A 20,657-nucleotide genomic window follows, 5' to 3' on the forward strand; every position below is an offset into this window, starting at 1 on the left:
GTTCCGTACCGAATGCCCCACTCGTCCCAGGACAGGTTGAAGAAAGGACGCCATAAATTGTCAGATTTGAAAGCGAAGCACTTCGAAAGAAGACGGGATGATTGACCTCTATACAGATGCATCGCCCAATGGGTTCAAAATCACTATCGCGCTTGAAGAGCTTGACCTTGCTTATCAAACCCATCACGTGAAAATTGAAAATGCGGATAATCGCACGCTCGAGTTCCTGGAGCTCAATCCTCATGGGCGCATTCCGGTCATCGTCGACAACGATGCCGGCATAACACTGTTTGAATCAGCAGCAATTCTTCTCTATCTCGCAAAAAAAGCCGGGAGACTCTTGCCCGTCGATTCCGGTGATCGCTGGAAAGCAATCCAGTGGCTACAGTTCCATGCATCGAGCGTGGGACCAATCCTCGGGCAGCGTGTTCATTTTGAGATGTTTGCTCCCCAGTCTTTCCCGGCTGCAATCGAGCGCTACCAAGTTTTAACTGAGGAAGCCTTTTCAACTTTGGACCGCCATTTGAGCCGCAATCAATGGTTCGCCGGAGACGAGTATTCCATCGCAGATATCGCCAACTTTGGTTGGACACATATTGCAATGATCTGCGGATTTGACTTGTCGAATTTCAGCAATCTCTCAGCCTGGCATTACAGAGTGGCAGAAAGAGATGCTGTTAAGCGCGGCGTGCTTATCCCTGTCCCTGCTACTGGCCCTTAAAAATAGTCTGGAAATTCCTATGCATCTCTCGTCTAATCATAATCATAATCATAATCATAATCAGGCTCAATCCTTATCGGGGGTATCCTCCGACGCCTTTGAAAACCATCCCGGTTACAGACGAATGTTTGCACCAGACAAACTCACCCTCGGTGTTTTTCTGCCGTTGCGGTTCTATCAGGGCAGTCTCGACGTGTGCAGGATCAGTCGCGGGTGGTGCAAAACATCGACAGACTTGGGTTCGCTGCCATATGGGTCCGCGATGTTCCACTTTTTGACCCGGCATTCGGAGATGCGGGACAAGTATTTGATCCCTTTACATATCTCGCCTATCTCGCAGCAAAAACTAAGAATATCACTCTGGCGACGGGTAGCGCCATATTTACATTGCGCCATCCCATCGATCTGGCAAAAGCTGCATCGACTATTGATAATCTTTCTGGCGGGCGTCTTGTGATGGGTATAGCATCAGGCGATCGCCCCAGCGAATTCCCAGCTTACGGGATCGATATGGATCAACGTGGCGCTCGCTTTAAAGAAGCAGTTTCGTTTTTTCGTCAGCTTACCGTTTCACAACGACCGGAAATTGCTTCAATACTTGGTAATGTGAACGGGGTTGAATTCCTGCCCCAACCGACAGTGGGGCGTATTCCGCTGATTATAACAGGCTCGAGCCGACAGACACACGAATGGGTTGCACACAACGCGGATGGATGGCTCACTTATCCGCAATCTACCCACACAGCGGATGGACCCAGAAGTCTCGCACAAAACATCGCAGCGTGGCGTGCAAAGATTCCTGATGGAGGGTTTCGCCCTCACATGACAAATGAATGGATCGATCTCGTTGATGATCCAGATTTCCCCCGAACGCCGTTACAAGGTGGGTATGTTCTGAGGACTGGTCGCAAAGCTCTCGTCTCTCTGCTTGAAGAATGGCGGGAGGCTGGTGTCAATCATGCTGCTTTGGGAATTCAGTTCGCACAGCGCCCTCCATCTGAGATTATCGAGGAGCTTGCTCAGGAAGTTCTACCACTCTTCCCGGCACTAAGTGGGTCAGAGTCTTTAAAAGTGCAGTACTGAACCCGGTTTCTGTCACTTTGCATCTGCCATCCCCTCTCCACCAATGACCCTCAATTAATCGCGGTGAGAGCGGGATTGCAGTTTGATTGCCAATTTGTCCGCGGCGTGGGTCGTACCAAGCGCAGAGAGCTGCATAAGGCTCAGATGCGAAAGCGACAGCCGGTTGATGGTATGTTCGCGCCCGTTTTCAAGCAAGTCTTGCAGATCCGGCCGTGATCACGACCGCGGTTCGGGCGCAACGATTGCGATTTTTTCCCATGCTTCCGCCACAGCATTAGGGGTCGAAGCTCGGATACCACACAGGTCACGCGGGTAGTCGACGCTGTCGGCTTCCACCGCACGAGTGGCATGAAACTGACCGTTTGCAGCACGCAATATCCATCCCCCTTCTTTGCACTCGGGAGAAGCAAGAAAAGCTACACCTGGAGCGACGGTTTCCGGCTTTAGCTCGTCCGGTTCGCCTTCAACGCCCCACATCCGTGTCTTAGCAACGGGAGAAACAGCATTGACGACGATGCCGTGTGCCGCTCCCTCGTGGGCGAGTACATTCGTGATGCCCACGGCGGCCATCTTGGCTGCGGCGTAAGCGATCAGCCCTTTTTGAACGTATTGAGGATAAAGCGCGCGGCAGGAGGTTGTAAGGACGATCCGTCCATATCCAGCCTTACTCATTATAGGCCATGCTGCTTGAGCGATCCAAAGTGGTGCTTTCGCGGCGATAGTCATCATGCGGTCAAATGAAGCTTCCTCAAGTTCCTCAACCGGTTCGTAGTCTACCCAACCAGCGTTGTGGATGACCGCATCAAGACGTCCATTTACGTTCAGACAAGCCTCAATAAGGCTATGGCAGCAATCGCGAGTGTCGATTGGAGTGTGGAAGGGTTGCGCCATGATCCCATCACTTGAAAGGCTTGAGGCAGCGTTCTCCGCAATCGCGGGGTCCATTCCGGTTCCATCGCGTCTCGCGCCGACGTCGTGCACGAGGATCGTCGCGCCGAGATGACCGATGGCGCGTGCATAGGCGAGCCCCAAGCCACGGCCCGCTCCCGTTATAAGCACAGTACGTCCGCGAAAATCTAACTTCTTCATGATTTTTTCCTTCATTGCATGCAGGATGGTCGAAATATTATGATACGTCCAATATTGAAAAAATTAGGATTTGATATGTTTGATATATCGAGCGGGAACGCTTCACCAAAACGCGGCATGATCGACCTGCGAAAAATGGAGCAATTCGTGGCAGTCGCGGAGGAGGGGCACTTCCACCGTGCGGCCTCACGGCTTGGCATGTCTCAACCGCCGTTAACAGTTGCCATTCGACGGTTGGAGGAAGAGCTAGGTGTCGACCTGATCGATAGGGCCCCAAATCGGATCATCGGGCTTACCGCCGCAGGTCACGCGTTTCTGCGCGAAGCGCGCGAGACCCTTCGTCAGGCACATTTCGCAATCCGCACGGCGCGGGAAACTGCAGCGGGTTTCTCAGGCATTGTCAGACTGGGATATGTTGGCAGCGCGCTCTACGGACGGCTCCCCGACACGGTAAAGGCGTTCCGCCACGCAAGGCCGGACGTGCGATTGGAATTGCGCGAAGCAACAACGGCAATGCAAATTGTTGGCCTGCGCGACGGGGCACTCGATGCAGCTATCGTCATTCCTCCCCTTGGAGATGCTGACGGTATCGCTCAACATGTCTTCGATCATGACCGGCTTTGCATAGCCTTGCCGTTCGATCATCCCTTGTCTCAGAGCACGGGGCTAGTCCTCGCTGACCTTTCGGACAGCAAGTTTATTTTGTGGCCTATGCTTGAAGGACGTGGGTTTCACCTTAAGGTGGTGCGGTTGTGTGCGGATGCCGGCTTTGTTCCGCAAATCGCCCAGGAAGCGCACGGGATGCACGCCGTTTTATCGCTCGTTGCTGTGGGCGCAGGAATTTCCATTGTTCCCGCCAGCATGGCGAGCTTCCGCCCTGATCGCATTGCCTATCATGAAATCGCCGACCCACAAGCCGCGTTCGAGCTGTGTTTGATGGTTTGCGAGCCAACACCCGCCACCACGGCATTTGTCAAAATTGCCACAGACTCGACAGGGCGTTTCAGTTCTTAGATCGACTAGCGCCTGAACAACTGTGGAGTGGAGGAAATATACCCAAGTTTAAAAGGGGTGGGGAAAGCGGTCGCAACACCCGCGATTGTGGTTTCAGCCTAAATCGCTCTGTAATTGACCCAACCCGATGCGTTCAGTGGTGCTTGAAGCCACGAAGAAACGCGATTTGCAGCACTTTGGCTCCGCATACGCCCGCAACAAATAAGTTGCCCCTTTTTTCGACAGAGATTGCAATTTTTATCTGATAAATCCGTGTTCAACCATTTCGCATCTCGATAATCCTTGTCGGCTGGGGAACGGTAGCGGGCACAATGCCGGTGCGATAGGCATTAAAGCAAAGCAGTCTGGTTTTCATTTTCGTTTGGCGTATATAAATGTAAAGATCACATATTATAAAGTTTAGAATTAACGGAATGGAATTAAACAAGTAAATAAGAAATGTATTTTGATATATTTCTTGCATTACGCACTCGATTATTTTTCGCTTAAAACTTATAATATTAGAATATATATCCTGAATTAGCGCCACGCCTTTAAATGACCTTAATTTTTTTCTTGCATTATATATCGAAATGCCCGACTGTAGGCCGTCGGCAATAGATTTTTTAAACGGGTCGTCGACGGGGCAAAGTGTCCATGCCCGCAATGTGAAAGGAGGACGCCATGTCTTCCAGTATCCATCTTGTAAATTTCCATATCAGCAACAGAATCCTCAATCAGATGATGGCCAAAGCAGGTTACGTGACGGCTAGAATGAAGCCACTACCCGGCCCCCTCTTTCATCAATCGAATTTAGTGTTACATCACTTCATGTCGGGCGTGATGCGAGACCATCGGGTTGAAAGCGCGCCATTCCCAGAAGCGACTGCTGCTTACGGAACGCCCTAATTCATCAACTGCGCTTCTCTAGCGCCGTTGACCCCACCCACCTCATCGCTAAAAAACGTTTAAGTAATTCTTTCAGGTCATTCTCTTTCAAAATAAAATCAATAAAAGGTTTTGTTTTTCGAGATAAAACTTGACTAATAGAACGCTGAGAATATAGTACGAGTATAGTTTTCGCGCATTTATTAATGCGCTGTGAACGAATAGCATTCTTATAGATTGTATAAACTCACGCCAAGCATCAGAGCGAAGCAATTTATATTTTAGTATATTGGTTTTTCATAAAAACGAAGCGGCTAAGCGGTTAAATGCCCCTGCCTTTCTATTCGATGACCGCAGCGTGGACGCCGATGGTATCCTGTCAGCAGTTCGTCGGTCTGCCTCTGTGGCGCGTCGTATGGACTATCAATTGATCTGTAACATGAGACAAAGATGGCTGGCCGGGAACTTTAGCCTGTCAGTTCATCCGGGCATGGACGGCGCGCGGACGCGTATTCGAACTACGATGCGTGTTCAATACTCTGGATCAGAGCCGCTTGAAGATTAATATTTTACAGGAAGGTTCCTATGGTAAACCCCACAAGTCATGCATTTACACCTGTCGCACAAGCAGAACTAAGAGGTGCGTCGACTAAAAAGCCACAGCAAGTGCCGATTGTGCCGATAATCCAGCAACGTCGATCAAACGAATGGTCAATGCTCTCAAACGTCCTGAGACGGAGCGGCGGCGGATGTTCGAAAAGTCGTGCTCGATAGGCTCAAATCAAGCTCGGTTTGAGTGTGTGAGCAGACAAAGGAGTAGCGATGATGCCAGAACTCACTAAAGACAATCTCTTTAAGCCGCAGCCTGCGTTGAGTGCTTCTCAGAGATTGCGCGTGAACCATCCAGCATGGAAAATCCTCGATGATGAGAAATCAGCGGTTAAACTAAAGACGGATCGTTTGAGGGCGGCGCGCGTCGCACGTGACGATCTTGGTGGCCGCTAGGTCAAATCATGGTCTTTAAGCTGTGGTGCGAGAGAAAATGATCGCCCACGTCTTGCGCTTGTTTTTAAAGAAGCTGCCGCGAGAAGGGCTACTTTGGAAACTCTACCCAAGGGCGGCTATGAAAAGCCGATAGGCCAATGGTTGCGACAAAAAGAATGCCGCACCCGCGCCCCAATAACACGCCAGTAACAAGGCTTGACGCGCAAACTTGAACGCTTAGCTTAGACTTAAGCCCTTCTGCCGATGATTACGTCATTCTAGTGCAGGACATCTCGGCGATTTGCGCTGACCTTCTTAAAATCAACAACGTGGATATCGATCGCGATTTCTTCGCCATGCATGCAGACTCCTGGACCCTCGTCGAGGTTCAGATGCGCTTAGCAGAGAGGCTTCATCTACCGATCAAATGGAGAGACATACTTCGATGCAGAAGTGTCTCATCGCTTGCGTATTATCTCTGTTCTCGTCATCACAAAATGACGCCTCCTCAAACTGGCTCGAACATCAGTCTGGCGGATTTTGCTATCGCAAAGTTGGGTCACAAAAAAGCCAGCAACCAACCAAAACTTGTAATTGGTGGCGGTTTTAAGGACAATTATTCGCTGCTCCATCTCGAAAGTTTGCTCTTAAGCGACAGTCCATCATTCTCGTTGATACACCGCGCATAAGCGCCGCTGACGATATTCCAGAAGATGAGGGCTTCGCATTTCTGGCAGCCTGCATCTCTAAGATATCTAAGATCTCGAAGGCAGAAGATCTGACGAGCATAGATCTGACCGGTATATCCTAGGGTGGTTTAGTGCGACTGAGTTTGCGTATCAATGGCCAGAGAGAATTGAGCAGATGGTGCTAGTTGGTGCATCCGAAACCCAGAATGCGACAGCCAGGCAGCGATTAGACTATGCCCTTGATCTGCTTAGACGAGGCGAGAAAAATGCAGCCGTGATGGGAATCCTCATAAAACGAAGCTGGATGGCGGACACACTGATTGGTTCATAGCAATATTGGAGCAGAAGGAAAATAAGGTTAACTTAGAACCGCGCGGCACCCATGCATGAAAGACCCACGTGACCCACTGCTTTCAGCGTAAAGCGATGCTTGGCTAAGGAGGCCGGCCGAGTCTAGGAAATGATATTTGAAGGATACGCATTCAGCGTGGAGTATGGCCGTTCGGCCCACTTGACCGTCGAATAAGTCTCGCAAGTCAGACGGCATTCAACGTGAGTATTGTCACTTGGCAACAAAACTGGCTGGCCGACATCTGCGGTGCCTTGCGATTAAATCGTAATCATCGTGGCTGGTAAGGGGGGTATATTGGTGAGTATCACAGACCAAGTCGGCTGATTGTCACAGTTATTGGTAGGGCGTCTCTTATTTGAAAAACCTTGCCTTCATTGGAGAGAACGAGAGGCAGTCACTCGGCAAATAGCGTGGAAGTCCGAGTGACTGCCCTTTTTTCTTTAATTATCAAGTCATAAAATCTGATTTGAATATTTATAAGGCCTCGCTAATGCGGTGGATGAAAAATAATAGTTTAATATAAAAACACATTACTATTTAAGATTAACTAATGATACCCCAATATATTGCCCCAAATTTACTTATCAATCTCAATAAAATCGCAAACCGGCACGCACCACTTCTATTCTATATGGCTGCAGTCCGCTACTGATACGAGAAATTCTCAACCCGTTTGGTGATGGGGATTGAGCTTGAAAATTCAGTAAAATCATTGAGTGACGATTGCGCCCTCGACGGAAATTGCGAGGTTCTCAATCAGACGATACGCTTCCTGATTACATTGAACTCTTATCCGGAGACGACGATTGCAGGCCGGTCTCACCGGGTTCAGTGGCCGTTCCGGGCGCTGCCTCAATTCTCGTCAATCTAAAGAAAAGCCTGCGTTGATTGCGGGTCCGTTTGATATCGATTGCGGTTCGCTACAATCAAGTGCCGGTTGCGGGAGCGACCACGCTCACTTTACGCCAAGTTCCGCTATGTTGTTCTCCACAGCTGCAATGTTTAGTTCCAGCTCAGCAATTTGTCTGAGCGCATTATTGCTGGGCAAGCTGTCATTCTCAGATGCAATTTCCAGAAGCCGCCGCTGCTCGGCCTTCAAGTTTTTTGAAAGCTGCTTAAAGCGTTGCACAAGCTTTTTGTCGTCAGTTGAAGTCAACGGATTGTCCTTGTTGTCGTTTTGTTATTGCATTATCTAGCAAATAGGCACAGAAAAACATAGCACTGATCGCTCATCTAACTGTTAAAAGCTTCAGGTGTGCCGAAAGCTGTCAGACGGACAAATATCAACAGTGACTGAAATTCTTAATTTGTGCGGGTTCTGTGCAAGTAGCCATTTTCAGCGCATAACGCTCACTTCGAAATCGAAGTGAAAGCGCTTCATAAGGAAAACAGTCCAACTTTGGGTTTTCCGAGCTAATCGTGGCTACAATTTTTAAAAGTATCCCTCGATTACATCCTTCTCAATTAGACAAAATTTCGAGCGTAAGGATTACAGGGATCGTTGGAGGGTTCATTGAATCATACCTCAATCATCAATCAACGCTGTTTCGCACCTAAGCCAGACCAGCTCGCTCCTCCGAAGCTATTGGCTTTGGCTTAATACCCGCCTGGGCCAACGTGCGGTCAAGTAATTGCTCGTAAAGCGGTCGCCCACCCATGAACTGTGCAGTAAGGTTAGCCGCCAAGCAAGTCAAAATTAGCGGTATTGTAAGACCATAAGAAGAAGTGAGTTCTAGCGTCAAAACAACTCCCACGATAGGTGCGCGTACGGAAGCTGTAAAAAGGCCACCCATAGCAGCGATCGCGAAGGCAAGAGGGATATTCTCAGCATTCAGAACGAGCATTTCAATCACACCACCGAAAGCCAAACCAATGCAGGTTGCAAGTGCAAGTATGGGAGCAAAGATACCCCCAGGAACGCCACTGGAATAGCTGCCAACCATCGTTAAGAAACGTAAGCAAGCAAGTCCCAGAAGCAGCAGTAAGCCCGGGTTTCCATTGGTGAGTTGCCGAATGATCAGGTCGCCGCCTGTGACTGAGAGAGGCATGAGGATAAACAGCACACCAATGCCCAGACCAATCAGTGCAGGAAAAAGATAGGGTACCCGCGAATGCAACCGGGCTGCGATACCACCTGTCCAAAGGATGCTTCTATTCAATCCAACACCAATGAAACCAAGCAGGCACCCCAGAACAAAAAAGCCTGGGAGCAGGTGCAATGACACGTCAATTTTGGGCATTGAAAGGTCAGGGGCCGTGCCGCCGATGATCTGAGCCATGATCGTTGAGAGTAATGCGGCTGCTATAACGCCCATATAGGTGCGGAACGTGTAGGGGAATTGGCGGTGCGTTTCTTCAATGACGAACAAAACGGCTGCAAGCGGCGCATTGAAAGCGCATGCAAGGCCAGCCGCAGCACCTGCGGCCAGCAGTCCTCGGCGCTCAGGGACGCTGTTTCTGAAAAAATCATTGAGAGCAGCACCCAGCGAAGCGCCAATATGGATTGTAGGGCCTTCACGACCGAGTACCAGACCCGATGAGATCGATAAGATGCCCATACTGAACTTCACAGGGAGAATTCGCCGCCAATGAACGACCCGCAGGCCTTCCATTGCGCCTTCGATCTCTTGAACGCCACTGCCGCCCGCTTCTGGTGCAATACGTCTGACGATATAGGCGGCAAATACCGTACACAGCATCGTAATCAGTGCAACGCTGATCAGCAGCTTAGGACCACTGATATACTCACTGACCATATGAGGCCAAGCAATCAGAATATTGATGATAAGATGAAAGTAAGATCCCACGATCCCGGTGAGAATGCCTGTCAAACAAGCCAGTGCGATGAACCTTGCCTGAGCGGAACGGCTTCCGGCATTTCCCAGCAGAAGAACTGGATCAGAAATCTTCGTTAGAGAACCCGCATTCTCAGTAATACCATTTGTGGATTCTTCTGTCTTCACCACCACCCTTTACCCCATTTTCTATATCGAGAAACAGCAAACCCTCGTTTGATGTCGAGTACAATGGTTTGTCATTTATCCCTGATGGACAGAAACATTCAAGCCACGAAAGCCTCTGCAAGTGTATGTCAAATTGCTGCCTGCAGGCTACATTTCAGGAGAACCAAAGCACTACAAAAAAGCATAAGGCACCAAATAGCATAGAACTGTCCGAATATGTCAAAAACCCTTTGTGGGTTCTGACTTCGTTGCGGTGGATGCGATGGCTGAGAGCATAACAGTCCGCTGAGCAAATTGATAAAGACAGTCTGCCAAAAACGGTCAATCCAATGCCCTTCATCTCGGTATTCACGGATCTGTCGTGCACACTTCGATCTGTGGATGCGTGTCCCTTGAAGAGGGCTGCATGTAAAGCGTTTCACTTGAGAAAGCGAAGTCGGCACCATTTGAATGGACGATTTCGATAATTTTGAGGTAGATTTCCTGTTGCGCAGCCAGCCATTCTGCCCAAACGGTCGTTTTTGTGAAGCAATAGACCATTATATTGAGCGACGAGTCACCAAAGGCGTCAAAATAAACCAACAACGTCTGTTTTTGATCAATATCTTTGTTGCCTTTCAGCATATTGCGAATGCTCTCAACTACAACCGAGATTTTATCTGCATCCTCATAGCGCAGACCAATTGTCGTTGTGATGCGTCTGTTCGTCATACGTCCAGGATTGACCACACTGATCGTGGAAAAAACCGCATTCGGAACATAAAGCGGGCGTTTATCAAACGTCATGATCTTCGTTATCCGCCAACCAATTTCGACCACTGTGCCTTCAATGTTCCGATCGGGTGAGCTGATCCAGTCACCGATACTGAAAGGACGGTCGAAATAAAGCATGACGCCAGAGAAAAGATTGCTCAGCATATCCTTTCCCGCCACGCCGATGGCGATGCCGCCGATGCCACCGAAAGCGAGCAGTCCTGAAAGCCCAATACCAAAATGCTCGCCGAAAAGGAGCAGGATGATCAGAAATATAGTCAGCTTCAAAATTCGCGCAACCATACGTGCCGAAGTCACGTCATTGCCCCGATTGATCTGGCTGTGTGTCAGGCGGTTGATCAGCTGGAAGAGTTGTTGCATGGCAAGAAGCGCCATTACAAAACTAGTGGCAGTTTTGATCATATCAGGTGTAATGTCGGTGATATGATAATCCTTGAGCAACATATAGGCGGCTTGTCGGATCGTCAGGATCGCGCCGAACATCATCGCAATGAACACAAGATGGATAGATATGCTGTGTGACCATCCGCGCCTACGGCGCATCAGGAACCATGCCGCAAAGGCAGCGAGAGAAAATAAAATCGTGACACCAGCAGCTACCCAGTATTTCGACATCTAATCCCTGTAGCTCGAGTTTGAAACCAACAAACGCTTCGGGGTTTTGCTTCTGTTATTTCCAAACGAAAAACTCAAAAGTCATTCCTTACGCCAGCGAGGCTTTTGCTTGAAGTCAATGCACCTGTGAAAAATGCCAGATTGGCTGCGGCGATACGTGCACCTGCTTGAGCATCGGTTTGTGCGAGTTTCGCATCCAGCAATGCGTTGTTTGTCTCATTTACTACGGTGATTGTACCCAGGCCATTCTTATACGAATCGAGCGCTGCATCAAAAGCTGTCGCAGAAGTCTGTACCAGTACGCCCGCGGCTTTATTGGCAGCGAGGGCGGTTCTCAGCGCATTGGATGCGACGACAATTTCAGCAACGGCATCGAGCTGAACTCTGCGGAACGTTTCTGTCGCAGCATTTTGGACCGATTGCGCATTTTTGAGCTGTGCAGCCCGAAGGCCCCCGTCAAAAAGTGGTACTGTCGCGCCGATGAGGATGCCTGCGCCCGAGGATTGATTGCCAATCGTCGGCAGGCTCCCGGCATTAAACGAGTTCGAAGACGAGGCAAGAGTAGCTGCCACGAATACCTTTGGCATGAACTCGGCCTGTGCAACCTTGACGCCAGATTTTGTCGCCTGCAATGCTGCATAGCTTGCAATGACGTCAGGGCGCTGGGACAGAGCAGATTCCAGAACTGATTGAGTCACGCCGTCAAAGCTGGCCGGAAGCTTCTGTTTCATCGAGCCGTCGACCTTGATCTTCAGCATCGCGTTCACACCCATTGCGGCGAGAAGCCCCTGATAAGTATTGTCCTTCTGGCCTTGTGCTCTGACAATTCGCAGTTCCGATTGTGCTACTTGTTGGCGGGCAAGTGCCAGTTCAACCGTAGTAGCACGGCCTTCATTCAGCCTGGCCTGAACTGCAGCCAGCACTGCTTTGCTGTTGCGGAGGGTTTGTTCCGAGATGCGATAGCCTGCCACCGATGCGCAATATTCATAATAGGTGCGCGTAACGTCAAAAATGACCTTTTGGTGCATAGCGTTAAACGTAACATTTGCCGCGAAAGAAACCTGCTTCGCAGCATCTGCCAAAGCTGAGCGCTGTCCGAAATCAAAAACCAGCCATTGCAGGGCAACAGAAGGTGTTACACCTTTCAGCGTGGTGTCGATATCTCTTTCCCCGATCAGGGGTACATCGACGGGCGTTGTCGTTTTCTGTGCTCCCCCAATCACATTGGCTGTAATGATTGGCAGCATTGTAGCTTCAACCATGCCCACGGAAAGCGCGGCCTGACGGGCTTTTTCCCAGGCGTTTCGCGTCGCTGGATTGCTTCGCTGCGCAAGGTCGATCAAATGCGCCAGATCATATTCCGAATGGGTGTCCGCAGATACCGGGCTTGAAATCAAAGCGAGTTCCGGATTGGCCGGAACACTGAAATCTTTTGAATCCGGGGAAGCACTTTTAGGTGAACTAAGTTTCTTACCGTCAGTCCACGGCTTGTCGGGCGCTTCCGGAGCAAGTTTGAGTGCGTCTGTGGCACACCCATTCAATACCAAAGTGAGAATGACAGTCAGAATAACGGCGAAGGGCTGAGCAGGCTTAATCATACCTTACCATCCGCCAATATTGCTTCCAGATGTGTAAGATGCATATCGATCTTTTCTGCCCCCGTACTTTTCACACTAGCAACCGGGGAAGCCCGATCATCAGATAAGCCTTCACCTTGTTTGCAGATAGACCCGAGTTGTGATGACAGAATACTTAATCTTGTCACAGCATCTGGGATTATCTCATCTGAGAAGTAAACTTCCTTGTTGAGTGAGGCAAGCTGGTCGGTTGCAACACTCAATGTTTTTTCGAGTTCAGGAGATGGTCTTAAGCCCGGAGGTTCGAAAGGCAGAAGATAAAAGCAATATCGCACTTCATCGAGAAGGCGTTCAGCTTCTGCCGCTGTTGCAATCATCATCATGCGTTGCTGATACGGTGCTGCTGCAATTTCTGCAATTTTGCGGGCAGTGTCCGAAAGTCGTTGACCAATAACTGTTGCGACCGGGGCAGGCCATATGAGTGTCGAAACAATATAGACTGCAAAGTTACCGACCAAAATGCCAACAATACGGTCGCGCGCTGTGTCCATATCAGTCGTGGGACCAAAACCTTGTAGGACAGTGAGAGTGAAAGCCAGTCCAATCTGAACGCCGCCGTAAGATACTTTTTCACTGCCTGCTGTCACCCATGCAGCGAGGAGTGCCACGCCAAAAACAAGGATCATCAGGCCGCCGACAGATTCAAGCTGTGGCATGAGGAACATAAGCGAAACAATGCCGATTGTTGCGCCAATCAGGCATCCAGTAATGCGCAATGCAAGTTTGTGAATTGTGTCGCCGGCAGTCCCCATGGCAGCGACATAGCATGTGACCATAGCAGTGTGGATGCCCTGCCAGTTTATTGCGGCATAAAACAAATAGCACAGAATCGCCGCGAACGTCGTCTTGAGTGCAAAGCGCTGGTAAATAGGGTTCGAAAAGATATCTGCCGCAATGAAGCTGTCGCCAGATCCTTTTTTATATTCAGTCTTCTCACTCCCTGCGATATTTCTGAGAGCCTGGAGAATGCCCGCTTCATATCTGTCCTGCGATGGTCGAGGCTCTTGCTCAGGCGACGGAAGGGCCGCACCCCTATCCAGAGCTTCAACCATTTTATCGATGTGCTGAATATACTCTTTTTTGTTCTCAGCTGTCGTGTTTGACGGAAGAGCCGATACTGCAAAAAGTAACTGATAAGAGGCGGGTATATCGGTCTCAATCTGTGCTGCTTTGTGGCTTGTGGTTTGGTGAAGTATTTTTACAAGCATTGAGCGTTTGTATTGATCGTCGTTGGCGGCCCCCAGCTTTTCTTGCAACGCCGATGCGGCAACAGGTGTTTTCGCAAGCAGAGCATCCCGTGCCACCAGCAGGCGTTCCCGCATTTCCTCACGCAACAAAGACAAGCTCCAGCGACCGAAAAACAGACAGAAGCCGGCAATCATGAACATTGGCAGAATTGCCATTTCCCACGCATAGCGCAATGCAAACGAAATCACACCATTGATCGGCACTTCGTTCACCAGACTGAGAATGAACGCTATGATGAGCGCGACGATACTACCGCCTTCACCAAGTTTGCTCGCAGCTCCGATGAAAATAAAAACGAACGACACGACAATCATAACCAGAATACGAAGCAGCGCCGAATCCACCGTCCATTGCAGTACGGGGATCATCAAAGCAACAAGTAGTGTAATTGCAATGATCGCAGCGGTCGCAACAACGGTATTTTCGGCGCCGTCCGCTTTCATCAGAAATATAACAAGGTAACAGCTGATCGCGGATTCTGGGATGTGAAACATCATGGCGACGCCGGCAACAAGCGCGCATACCGCTGCTACGCGCCAAGATGTTGCTAGGCGTCCGGGAAAAGGTGCCAAATCCGCTAAAGTATCGCGGACGGCGCCCCAGAGGGTTCGTCTAGCACTTCTTGCCATTTAACACTGTCACAACTGCCGATGCTCCCGAACGCGTGAGCTGTTCCGGCGGATCGATTAATTTTACACGCACAGGGAAGCGCTGAGCAATCCGGACCCAGTTAAGATTTTTGGGAACATAGGGCAGACTTCGTGGAATATTGATAAGATCTTCCGAGGATACACCCCAGCCAATTCCCTCAACGATGCCTTGAATAACAATAGAGCTATTGGCAAGAATACGAACCTGAGCACAATCGCCGACTTTTATGCCACTAAGCTCCGTTTCCGGAAAAGTGGCCGAGGCATACCAGCTTGACGTGTCGATGAGCGTGAAAACAGACTGCCCCGGCGCAATAATCTGCCCCGTACCATTGATCACGCCAACCACGCGTCCATCGTGTGGTGCACGCACGATGCTGTTGTCGAGGTTGTGCTGAGCCAATGCCAGGGCGGCTTGCCTGGCGCGGACAAGGGCCTGTGCACTGTCGAGTGTGCCAACTAACGTATTTGCAGCCTCAGCCTGTTTGACAGCCTGAGTAAGGCTGATCTGAGCATCGTTTCGTAGTGTCTTTGCGTCATCCACCTGCTGACGTGTGACGTAACCTTTGGGACTTAGTGCCTCTAGTCGTTTAAGCGTTGCTTCTGCAAGATCAAGATTGGTTCGCGCGCGGGCGATTTGCTGGTCTGCGATCAATGCGTTCTGCGTTTCAGCCTTTACAGCGCGCCTTTGGGAATCCAGCGCCGCTTCTGCGATTGCGAGATCGGCGGACGTCTGCTCTACCAAAAGTCGAAGCGGTTCCGGATCAATTGTGAAAAGCAGGTCGCCTTTTTTTACGGCTTGATTTTCCTGAACTTCTATCGAAACGATCCTGCCGGGAACTGTCGCGCCAATATTGACAATATTAGCGCCAATGACCGCATCGTCAGATAGTGGATTGTCGTGTGAAGCACGAAGATAAAGCCATGCCATCACGAATGCGACGATCAGAAGAACACCAGTCACCAGCACGCCCACGATGCTGAATTCTCTTTTGCTGTAAGCGTTGCCTGTCATATCACCGCCCATATACAAAAAGAGCGAAGCCACAGGCGATCGCTATGACGATTGCGGTATAGGCTGTGAGGCGAAATGGAAAAATGTCATCAATTCCCAGACGAATAAACAACATCCGAAGCAACAGGGTGATGATTATTGAAATCAGAAGACAAAGCATCCATGATGGAAAATATGCCCCAAATAAAGATACTGACGGACCTGACACGCGATAAGGTCTCCGCTACCTACTTCTGCCCACAACGGGTAAACTGCCGATTCTTAAACCCAATGCAAGGTTACGAAAAGCCGAAAGCCGCTGCAAGCAGTATGATCAGCTATGCGTCAAATGCCTAATTAATAATAAAATATTCTATAGCTCCGACTGAGCGCTTTCTGCCTCACCCTGCAAACCGATGTTGTGAATTCAATTTGAAATAGTTTTTAGGCACAGATTATTTTAGTTGGCCGTAGAAATTACGTGGACATCCATGCTGCACGTCCTATGATTAGTCTGTAATTCGATTGCGTTTCATTAGACTTTCGACGCTTTGATAAGAAAAAGTTCGTAACAGTGTCTGCCAATGGGGGAGTTAAGATGCAGTTTCTATATGATTATTCTGTTTTTCTGGATGGTTTAGCGCTGTTTGCGCTTGTCTGTCTTGCGGTGGCAGCTGCAGTTCAGAACAAAAGTGTAATCATGGCGATAGTGGCGATAATCGTATCGATCTGGTCCGTCGTTCGCTTCTTTGGGCTTATTTAAGCTCGTGCTCCTCACCGTCGGCGCTGTTTGAAGGTTGAAAAGTATAACTTTCTTGTAGCACATCTATGGACTGCGACGGCGATTTTCGTCTGATGGGTTCAGCCAGAATAGGCTGTATCGCAAAAGCAGGTGTCATATGGGCATTGTTTGCAATGAGTGATCCGCCGCAAACGTGGATGCGTAATGTGTTCAACGTGCAGCCGGTAGTTTACTGGCCGTGGCGACACTCCCTGAGGCTTGCGCTTATAACCACCGTGCCGTTAACCATCGGGTTCCTTTGTGGCAATGCTGTAGCGGCGCTTTTCGTCTGTTTGGGCGGTTTGCTATCGGCAATAAGCGTGCAAACCGATCCTTATCGTGACCGGTTCAATCGCATTTTTACGGCCGTTCCGTTCGGTATCGGCGGATTTGCGATTGGCTCAGTTATTGCCGAACAAGGTCTGCTAACCATCGCAGGTGTTGTTTTGATTGCCATGGTTTCCGGTTGGATCAGCTTCTGGGGAAAGACCTTTTCGGCTGGTGCACTTCAAATGTTGATTATGACGGTGGTCGCCTCCCATGCGACGCAGTCGTCATTATCTATGACGATGCCGCTCTTGTTTGGTCTTGGAGCGCTATATGCAGCACTCCTTCTGGGCATAGAAGCGATATTAATTCCGAAACAGCCAGAACGTAAACTCACTTCGCTGCTGTTCGCGTCTTTGGCAAATCTTGCCCGCGTCGCGTCGCGGAAGCCGAAAGACAATGCCGAAATCAAAACTGCTTTGCACGAAGCGATAGAGGCGCAAGCTAATGCTTATAGCGTTATCCTCCGGGCGCAAACGCGCAAAGCTGATGGCAGCGAAGACTTTGAAACAGGGAAGAAGATTCTTACGCTCGCGGATCGGTTGATTGTTGTGCTAGCAACCCAACAGGCTGATGCTGGCAATTTAAGTGAGGTTGCTCAATCGCTTGAACTGATGTCAAAGGCTGTTCTCAAGCCCGGAATACAACGCTCATCGACCGCTCCAGCATTGGAAAATGGCGCAGTCGCCACTCTGGTCGCGCAAATGTGGGAACTGGCTTGCGCTCCACTTTGGTTCGTAAGCTCATCGCAAACACCTTCCCTGCGAAGTCTTTCCCATGAACTTGGCGGTCTCAATGAAGGCCGCCTACGTGCTCAGTTTGAAGCGCCGCGCAGTGATCTGGTGAACATTTTCAGTCTAGCCTTATGCATGCTGATTGCAATGCTTGCCGAGTTCTATCTTCCGGGAAATCGCTCTTACTGGATTCCGCTCTCGGTCGCTGTGATACTCAAGCCCGATTTTGGCTCCGTGTTTGTGCGTTCTTTGCAGCGAAGCGCGGGTACTATGGTTGGAGTTCTGCTCGGGATCCTGATCTTTTATCTGGTACCTAAAGGGCTATGCCTTGTCGTCGTGGTAGGTCTTCTGAGCGCAATTATTCCCTGGGCTTCACTTAAAAACTACGCCTGGCAATGTGCTTTCCTCACTCCACTCATTTTGATTTTGATCGATCTCATTGTGGCAGGGCCGACCGTTGACTATGGCCCGCAGCGCCTGATCGATACATTTCTTGGTGCCGTGATTGTGCTTGTTTTCGGCTATTTTATTTGGCCAAAACCAGTGAAAGTTTCGTTCGCTACGCGCTATGACAAGCCGCTCAAGGCGATAGCGAAATATATCGATGGGCTGCGGGGAGCCAGCCAAAGCTCGTTTGATGATACCGTTGAAGAACGGCATAACATTTACGTCGAGATATTTGGCCTGCGCAAATGGGTTCAAAGCTTTCTGGCAGAGCCACCTCCTACAAGCAAGGAAGCGCTCTTATGGTTGCCGCGCATCGATGACGCTGAACAACTCGTCGGTCGCGTGGACGATTACCTTGTTGGCTGTGAAGCCATCCATAAACTACCTGAAACAGCTAAGCTGGATGCCTTCATAGCTGAAGTGGATAAACTTGCCCCGGCTGCTGAAGCCAATGATATCGCTATAAGCAATCCGGGTTCCACTGTGTGATCAACAAGTTTCTTGAAAAAATTGTTGCCAAGAATGCCGCGTATGATTGCATTGTTCAAATTCAAGGTCAGTTTAAACGGTGCGATTAGAATGCCCTCATCCATAACTGTCGCAGTTGGTTTGTAATTACTTGAACATGTCGTAATCAGCTGATACTTCTAGAAAATAAGCATTTTACGTTAATCGTATCCGGTCTTTTCCAAGGGGGGCATAAAGTGTCTGTTCTATCAACTGTTCTGCCATTTCTTGCTGATTTTCAAAGTTCTCAGATGGCACCGGAGTTTTGGTTCGCTTGTACTGCTCTTTTATTTAAGGATGCAAATGCGGGGGCGTATGCTGGGCGCACCATGGAACTATCGATGGAATTGCCATACGTTATCGCATCAATCCCCAAAGGACATCGGTTTACCTCGGTTGTAGACGACCACAGTCCACTTGAATTTCAGGCGAAATATGCAATCTTTGCAATCGCTGTACCCAATGGCAGCCTTGCGGATCTCAAGATCGTTGAAGGGGTCAATGAGAAAGGTCTAACATTTAGCGTACTCGCCTACGCCGGCGCATCAGGGCCCGCTGACAATGCAGAAAAAACCAAGGCTTTGCTCGCAGCTATTGATCTGGGCGCATGGGTGCTTGGGCAGTTTGAAACCGCCAGTGATGTTAAAGCAAAGCTATCTGAAGATACCGTTATATTGACATCGCTTGCGCCCCTGCATGGTGCCAAAACGCCTTTCCATTTCGTGGTGCATGACACCTTAGGGCAATCAATCGTTATAGAGTTTTCTAGCGAAAAACAGAATGTTTATGATAACCCTGTTGGTGTGATGACGAACGGCCCGGAATTCACCTGGCATCTCACCAACCTGAATAATTATACGTTTCTGACCAATCTCGATCAGTCAACTGGAAAATTTGGTGGACTGGACGTCACTCAGCCGGATTCTGGAATTGCAACCGCGGGGCTACCGGCGTCCAACACATCAGTAGGGCGGTTTGTTCGCGCTGCATATTACTCGACATTCGCTGAAAAAACACAACCTGGAAACGCAGTTTCCGCACTTGCGCACATTATGAATAATTTCGATCGGCCCCGCGGCATAACGATTGACCCCCCTCAGTCTGGCGGGTTGGATATTGAAGGCATTTCGGCCACAAATGAACAGGAATACAAGACTGAATACACGTCATGGACTGTTCTTGCTGATCTCAACAAGAAAGAGTTCTACGTGCGAACTTATAGCGGTATAAATTTCACAAAGTTCGATCTTCAACGGCTGTTTTCTGTGACAGAACTTAAAGTTGCGTCACTCGAGAAGATTTCGCGCCTCAATCTTGCTGACGCGACGGACGCACTTCTCCAGTAAGGCGTTGAAATGATAAGAAGTTTGAAATCGGAGAATACTGGCTATCCCTTTTTCTCCCTTTCAACCCCCACTTGTCTTTTTTCTCGTGGTCTGATTTCAACATTTGTGTTCCTCTATGCAGGCGTTGAACAAATGTGTGGAACCCAAATGATTACGAGCAAGCTTTTATATCTAGGGACCGAGTTTGACGTTTGAAACGGTGTTGACGTAGGCTGGGGTTCTTGCGTCAAATTCAATCTACTGATTTTGATTTCTCACTTACTGTGCATGAAATGGTGGCGAGAGAGGTATATCTTATGCAGAGAATTACAATCACAGTGGATGATGGTCTGATGGAAGATCTTGATGCGCTGATTGTTTTGAAAGGTTATGCCAATCGTTCTGAAGCAGTCCGCGATCTAGTGCGTTCCAGCATGAATGAAGCAGCGGTTGCATCGGATTCCTCAGGGCAATGTGTTGGTGTTTTAAGCTACGTCTTTCAACATGATGCGCGTGACCTCGCTAAAAAACTAACTAGCTCGCATCACGAACATCACAATATGTCCGTTGCTTCGTTGCATGTTCATTTAAACGAGGATCTTTGCCTTGAGGTGAGCCTTCTCAGAGGAGATGTGAAGTCGGTAAAAGAGTTTGCGAACTCAATCATTTCGCAGCGCGCCGTGGTTTATGGGGATGTTTCAATTATTCCCCATGACAGTCACTCACATTAGTATCTTCGTGAGTGTCGGCCGGGAAAAAGGGCTTGTCCGAATTTTTACTTGGTGATTGCTCAGGAATTAATCGCAGTCTTGTCCGGGCGAGTATTGAAATATTGCATTGAAACCATTGCATTAAA

The 20,657-nt window shown here is 49.3% G+C and carries 18 protein-coding genes; 10 read left to right on the plus strand and 8 right to left on the minus strand.

The window, feature by feature from the left end:
• The first annotated feature begins 97 nt into the window (after positions 1–97).
• Positions 98–721: a glutathione S-transferase family protein gene (locus QSJ70_RS13765; RefSeq protein WP_285537151.1), complete on the plus strand. Its 624-nt coding sequence runs from the start codon at positions 98–100 to the stop codon at positions 719–721.
• Positions 722–916: 195 nt separating this feature from the next.
• Positions 917–1,804: an LLM class oxidoreductase gene (locus tag QSJ70_RS13770; RefSeq protein WP_285537153.1), complete on the plus strand. Its 888-nt coding sequence runs from the start codon at positions 917–919 to the stop codon at positions 1,802–1,804.
• 216 nt (positions 1,805–2,020) lie between these two features.
• Here the strand turns inward: QSJ70_RS13770 and QSJ70_RS13775 are convergent, their stop codons facing one another.
• Positions 2,021–2,893, minus strand: coding sequence for an SDR family NAD(P)-dependent oxidoreductase (locus QSJ70_RS13775; protein WP_215780401.1), 873 nt, complete (start codon positions 2,891–2,893; stop codon positions 2,021–2,023).
• A 75-nt stretch (positions 2,894–2,968) separates the two neighbouring features.
• On the opposite strand from QSJ70_RS13775, the gene QSJ70_RS13780 reads away from it, so the two are divergent.
• The 4 genes from QSJ70_RS13780 to QSJ70_RS27685 all read left to right on the plus strand — a co-directional run bounded on the left by QSJ70_RS13780 (position 2,969) and on the right by QSJ70_RS27685 (position 6,447).
• Positions 2,969–3,907, plus strand: a complete 939-nt coding sequence (locus QSJ70_RS13780) for a LysR family transcriptional regulator (RefSeq protein WP_285537156.1) — start codon at positions 2,969–2,971, stop codon at positions 3,905–3,907.
• Positions 3,908–4,570: 663 nt separating this feature from the next.
• Complete coding sequence (locus QSJ70_RS13785; protein WP_215780404.1) at positions 4,571–4,795, plus strand: hypothetical protein; 225 nt, start codon at positions 4,571–4,573, stop codon at positions 4,793–4,795.
• An 801-nt stretch (positions 4,796–5,596) separates the two neighbouring features.
• The gene (locus tag QSJ70_RS13790; RefSeq protein ID WP_285537159.1) at positions 5,597–5,779 is read left to right on the plus strand and encodes a hypothetical protein; all 183 of its coding nucleotides are present in this window, start codon (positions 5,597–5,599) and stop codon (positions 5,777–5,779) included.
• Positions 5,780–6,039: 260 nt separating this feature from the next.
• Positions 6,040–6,447, plus strand: a complete 408-nt coding sequence (locus tag QSJ70_RS27685) for an acyl carrier protein (protein WP_352231003.1) — start codon at positions 6,040–6,042, stop codon at positions 6,445–6,447.
• Positions 6,448–7,754: 1,307 nt separating this feature from the next.
• Here QSJ70_RS27685 and QSJ70_RS13795 read toward each other — a convergent pair.
• The 7 genes from QSJ70_RS13795 to QSJ70_RS13825 form a co-directional block, all read right to left on the minus strand.
• Positions 7,755–7,955, minus strand: coding sequence for a hypothetical protein (locus tag QSJ70_RS13795; protein ID WP_285537160.1), 201 nt, complete (start codon positions 7,953–7,955; stop codon positions 7,755–7,757).
• A gap of 397 nt (positions 7,956–8,352) precedes the next feature.
• On the minus strand, positions 8,353–9,768 hold the full coding sequence (gene clcA / locus QSJ70_RS13800) for a H(+)/Cl(-) exchange transporter ClcA (RefSeq protein ID WP_285537162.1): 1,416 nt from the start codon (positions 9,766–9,768) through the stop codon (positions 8,353–8,355).
• A 342-nt stretch (positions 9,769–10,110) separates the two neighbouring features.
• Positions 10,111–11,151, minus strand: a complete 1,041-nt coding sequence (locus tag QSJ70_RS13805) for a mechanosensitive ion channel family protein (RefSeq protein WP_285537164.1) — start codon at positions 11,149–11,151, stop codon at positions 10,111–10,113.
• Positions 11,152–11,225: 74 nt separating this feature from the next.
• A complete protein-coding gene (locus tag QSJ70_RS13810; protein WP_215780409.1) occupies positions 11,226–12,749 on the minus strand; it encodes a TolC family protein in 1,524 nt (507 codons plus the stop codon).
• Positions 12,746–14,533, minus strand: a complete 1,788-nt coding sequence (locus tag QSJ70_RS13815; protein ID WP_215780411.1) for an FUSC family protein — start codon at positions 14,531–14,533, stop codon at positions 12,746–12,748. The genes QSJ70_RS13810 and QSJ70_RS13815 overlap by 4 nt, the downstream gene beginning before the upstream one ends.
• Before the next feature lie 115 nt (positions 14,534–14,648).
• The gene (gene mdtN / locus QSJ70_RS13820) at positions 14,649–15,701 is read right to left on the minus strand and encodes a multidrug transporter subunit MdtN (RefSeq protein WP_285537169.1); all 1,053 of its coding nucleotides are present in this window, start codon (positions 15,699–15,701) and stop codon (positions 14,649–14,651) included.
• 1 nt (position 15,702) lies between these two features.
• The gene (locus QSJ70_RS13825) at positions 15,703–15,909 is read right to left on the minus strand and encodes a YtcA family lipoprotein (RefSeq protein WP_285537171.1); all 207 of its coding nucleotides are present in this window, start codon (positions 15,907–15,909) and stop codon (positions 15,703–15,705) included.
• A gap of 369 nt (positions 15,910–16,278) precedes the next feature.
• Here QSJ70_RS13825 and QSJ70_RS13830 point away from each other — a divergent pair, with 369 nt between their 5' ends.
• The 4 genes from QSJ70_RS13830 (at position 16,279) to nikR (ending at position 20,532) form a co-directional block, all read left to right on the plus strand.
• Positions 16,279–16,443, plus strand: a complete 165-nt coding sequence (locus tag QSJ70_RS13830) for a hypothetical protein (RefSeq protein ID WP_215780416.1) — start codon at positions 16,279–16,281, stop codon at positions 16,441–16,443.
• A 92-nt stretch (positions 16,444–16,535) separates the two neighbouring features.
• Positions 16,536–18,458 (plus strand): FUSC family protein, encoded by a 1,923-nt coding sequence (locus tag QSJ70_RS13835; RefSeq protein WP_215780418.1) that lies wholly within the window; start codon positions 16,536–16,538, stop codon positions 18,456–18,458.
• Between the two features lie 269 nt (positions 18,459–18,727).
• Positions 18,728–19,822, plus strand: a complete 1,095-nt coding sequence (locus QSJ70_RS13840) for a linear amide C-N hydrolase (protein ID WP_285537284.1) — start codon at positions 18,728–18,730, stop codon at positions 19,820–19,822.
• A gap of 296 nt (positions 19,823–20,118) precedes the next feature.
• Positions 20,119–20,532 carry a nickel-responsive transcriptional regulator NikR gene (gene nikR, locus QSJ70_RS13845; RefSeq protein ID WP_215780420.1) on the plus strand — a complete coding sequence of 138 codons (414 nt, stop codon included), beginning with the start codon at positions 20,119–20,121 and terminating at the stop codon, positions 20,530–20,532.
• Positions 20,533–20,657: the final 125 nt, after the last annotated feature.

This window comes from Brucella sp. NBRC 12950, assembly GCF_030268145.1.
GTDB lineage: Bacteria > Pseudomonadota > Alphaproteobacteria > Rhizobiales > Rhizobiaceae > Brucella.